Annotated in this window: 4 protein-coding genes; all 4 read right to left on the minus strand. The window is 42.2% G+C overall.

The window, feature by feature from the left end:
* Window positions 1-88: 88 nt before the first annotated feature.
* From RYL77_RS08850 to RYL77_RS08865, 4 genes are read right to left on the minus strand one after another with little or no spacing between them, the layout of a single operon-like run.
* On the minus strand, window positions 89-781 hold the full coding sequence (locus RYL77_RS08850; RefSeq protein ID WP_315011002.1) for an alpha/beta hydrolase-fold protein: 693 nt from the start codon (window positions 779-781) through the stop codon (window positions 89-91).
* Window positions 762-1772: an ABC transporter substrate-binding protein gene (locus RYL77_RS08855; protein ID WP_315011003.1), complete on the minus strand. Its 1011-nt coding sequence runs from the start codon at window positions 1770-1772 to the stop codon at window positions 762-764. Before RYL77_RS08855 ends, RYL77_RS08850 begins: the two co-directional genes overlap by 20 nt.
* 19 nt (window positions 1773-1791) lie before the next feature.
* On the minus strand, window positions 1792-2547 hold the full coding sequence (locus tag RYL77_RS08860; protein ID WP_315011004.1) for an ABC transporter ATP-binding protein: 756 nt from the start codon (window positions 2545-2547) through the stop codon (window positions 1792-1794).
* A gap of 1 nt (window position 2548) precedes the next feature.
* Window positions 2549-3595 carry an iron ABC transporter permease gene (locus RYL77_RS08865; RefSeq protein WP_315011005.1) on the minus strand — a complete coding sequence of 349 codons (1047 nt, stop codon included), beginning with the start codon at window positions 3593-3595 and terminating at the stop codon, window positions 2549-2551.
* Window positions 3596-3676 lie beyond the last annotated feature (81 nt).

The raw sequence follows: 3676 nt of genomic DNA on the forward strand, positions 1-3676 counted from the left end.
GGGTGCCCACGGAGGACTTACACCTCAGATGTACGACATGCCCGTCGTACTACAACAATCCCTTGGCATGTGCCAAGGGATAAATCTTTTATTCGATTTTCCATTTTTGGGCCAACCAGCTAGAAAAGGCTAAAAATCGTTCAGCCACTTGTTCATGGTGTCCATAAGGATCAAAGACAAACTGGCCGTTCGGATAGCATTTCTGAAGACTGGTATGGATTTGCTCAGCATAGACTGGTGCTTGAGCCAAGCGATTGCTATGATTGACTCCTTCTGTTTGACCATTCTGTAAATACAGCAAACAGTCCAAATTTTTCACCTTTTCTTCCTTGCAGTAAGCCACAAAATCAGGATACCAAAAAGAACCGCAGATGGAGAAGACACAGGAAACCTTGTCAAAGCTGAAAAGACTGTAAACTGCCGCCAAGCCACCTAGTGAATAACCTCCGTAGGCCAGACGTGCTTCATCCAGTCGATAAAGCGACTGCAACTGGTCCAAAAGACCTCCAAATAAATGATCATGATAGACGTTGGCCTGACCTCCAAAATCTGGAGCCCCATCTCTCAGAGCCGATGCCTTCCAGGGAGTGTAGTCGTCTAGGCGATTTTTAGAGGTTAAGCCCACTAAAATCACAGATTCGGAAAGGGAGGATAGGAAATCCAAGTTTCCATCATTCAAGAGAATCGCCGGATAGGTTTGATTGGGGGCGTAGGTAGAAGGAAGGCTAATCTTGACTTGAATCCCTTCCCAATCAAACTCATTATTTATTGATAAAGTCATTGATTTTCTCAAGGGAATCAATCACTGCTGGACCATAGTCCATCAATTCATCGTAAGAGATGGTCATGATTTTTTGATTCTTAATAGCAGGAACGCTTTCCAAAACAGCATTTGCCTTCATCAACTCTACTGCTTTTTCATCCAATTTTTTATTGCGGTCGCTGGTTACATAGATAATCAATTCAGGATCCATTGACACGAGATTTTCCAAGGTCAAGCCTGATGTCCCCGTAGCAACGTTTGTATAACCAAGTTGGTTCAGCAAACTTTCTTGCAAGGCAGACTTGTAGGCACCGAAGGTTTCATCATTATAAGCAACCATAATCAAAGCCTTTTTCTTTTCACCTTGGCTTGCTGGATTTGCTTTCTTAACAGCGTCAATTTTAGTTTGTAATTGAGCTGCGTATTCATTAGCCTTGTCCTGAACATTAAAAATCATTCCAAGATTTTTGACATCTTCTACGATATTCCCCAAATCTTGCTGAATCGTTGAGAGAGAAGCTTTTTGAGTATAGACTGGGATTTTGTTTTCATTCCAAGTGCTAACTGTCCCCAAGGATTTTTCAGAAAACATCATGTTTCGACCCATCACAGCTTCTGGCTCATAAGAAAGGACTGTCTCTTGTGAGACTGTTTTTTTATCCCCAATTTGAGGAATAGTCGCAATCGCGTCCTTGTATTTGTCCGTCACAGCATTATCTGGATTGAGCATGCCAACAATTTTATCCTTCAACCCCAACTCCAATAAGATTTCAGTGGTTGAAAGATTGTTGGTGATAACTTTTTCAGGTGCCTTATCAAAAACTTGTTCGACTTCATTCCCTTTAGCATCATAGGTCTTAATCTTTAGTGGATAAGTCGTCTCTGTGCTCGCCTTTTGACTTGTTTCTGTGCTAGATTGTGTGGTAGCTTTTTCTGTAGTAGTGTTGCCACAAGCTGCCAAAGTTAAGGTAGCTACTGTTACCAGTAAAATGCTTAGTGTTTTTTTCATCTTATTTTCCTTTTCATTCTTATAAATAGTGAATCATGGCTTGCTGATCCTCGGTCCAAGTCACCTGACTTTGAACTCCATATACAGTTTGCAATGACTCAGGGGTGATGGTCTCCTTTGGAGTCCCTTGGTAAAGGATTTCTCCCTCTTTCATTAGATAGAGATAATCCGAATAGCGACAAGCAAGTTGAATATCATGCAGGACAGCTAGAACATTGACCTTGAGTTTCTTCACAATGGCCAACAAGTCTAGCTGATACTTGATATCCAGGTGATTGGTTGGTTCGTCTAGGAGCAAGAGAGTCGGTTCTTGCACCAAGGCGCGGGCTAGTAAGACTCGCTGTTTCTCTCCCCCTGACAGAGACGAATAGAGACGAGTTTTCTTCTCAAGCATATCCACCTTAACGAGGGCATCTTGAACGAGTGTAAAATCTCTTTCCCTTTCCTTCTGTAAAAAAGAGAGGTGGGGAGTTCTTCCCAGCAAGACGATTTCTTCAACTGTACAATCAAACTGCAATTGATTAAACTGGGTGACAACTGCCATTTGCTTGGCTGTTTCTTTGAGCGTCCAATGCTCCAGCGGCTTTCCATCTAGGCTTATCAAGCCTTTGTCCACCTTTTCCTGACGATAGAGGAGTTTAAGTAGACTGGTTTTCCCGCTTCCATTTGGTCCTAATATCGTGTGAAATTGATTCCCTTCAACCTTAAGAGAGACTCCTTTGAGGATTTTTTTCTCTCCTAGTCCAAAATGGATATCCTGACAAATCAAGTCCATATCAGACTCTCACCTCCCTTCGCCTACCTCCAACAATGTAGATAAAGAAGGGAGCACCTACTAAGGCTGTGAAAATACCAATAGGAAGCTCTGCGTTTGGAATGATGATACGAGAGAGTACGTCTGCCCAAATGACAAAGAGGGCACCTAGCAAGGTTGCAACAGGAAAAAGCCTCTTGTAATTCGTTCCTACTAACCCTCGAGCTAAATGTGGAGTAATCAGACCGACAAATCCAATAATCCCACAGGTTGCCACTAAGACTGCTGTCAGCACAGCCACCATGGTCACATAAAGATACCAATAAAAGCGTAAGGGAATCCCCAAAGTTAAAGCAGCCTCATCTCCCATCATCATCGCATTGAAAACACGATACTGGGTAGAGAAAAATAGAAAGGTCATTCCTACTACTATAGTTGGCAGGACCAAGTCTGCCCAGGTAGTCCCAGCAAGCGAGCCCATTGTCCAAAACTTAATGGTCATCACACTATCCGCATTAGCTCCGACTGAGATAATAAAGTTTGAAAAAGCCAGAAAGAGAGCGTTGACCACCGTTCCTGATAAAATCAGACTAGAAGTCGTCATTCTTCCCTGCATAGAGGCAATGATGAGAACAACAATTGTTGCCAAAATAGCTCCAAGAAAAGCTCCAAGGCTAATCATCACTTTTAAACCAAGAATGATGCTCAAGGTTGCCCCTAGAGTTGCACCCGCAGATATTCCTAAGACATAAGGCTCTGCGATAGGATTGTTCACTGTAGACTGCATCACACTACCACACATAGAAAGACCAGCCCCCACTATCAAACCTAACAATACTCGGGGGAATCTCATGTTCCATACAATGGCAAGAGTGGACTTGGAAACCTCTCCTATCTCAAGAGGAAATCCTAACCTGCTCAAAATAATCCGATAGGTGTCTCCTAGATCAATTGCAACAGATCCCATTGAAACTGCTAGAAAGAGAGAAATCCCTAAAATACCTAGCAAAATAACTAAAAGTAACAAAAATTGCTGGTCTTGTCGGCTTCCATAAAATTTGGAAAGCATGCAAACCTCCTTTGATAGAATCTTAGAAATTTAGAAAATTCTCATGAAAAGTATACCATATTTTCAACAATGGAACAAGAT

Origin of the sequence: uncultured Streptococcus sp., from assembly GCF_963516515.1 — a bacterium.
GTDB lineage: Bacteria > Bacillota > Bacilli > Lactobacillales > Streptococcaceae > Streptococcus.

Bases quoted from the DNA above. Each gene is read 5' to 3' on its own strand.
- RYL77_RS08850 (WP_315011002.1), bottom strand. From the start codon at position 781: ATGACTTTATCAATAAATAATGAGTTTGATTGGGAAGGGATTCAAGTC.
- RYL77_RS08855 (WP_315011003.1), bottom strand. From the start codon at position 1,772: ATGAAAAAAACACTAAGCATTTTACTGGTAACAGTAGCTACCTTAACT.
- RYL77_RS08860 (WP_315011004.1), bottom strand. From the start codon at position 2,547: ATGGACTTGATTTGTCAGGATATCCATTTTGGACTAGGAGAGAAAAAA.
- RYL77_RS08865 (WP_315011005.1), bottom strand. From the start codon at position 3,595: ATGCTTTCCAAATTTTATGGAAGCCGACAAGACCAGCAATTTTTGTTA.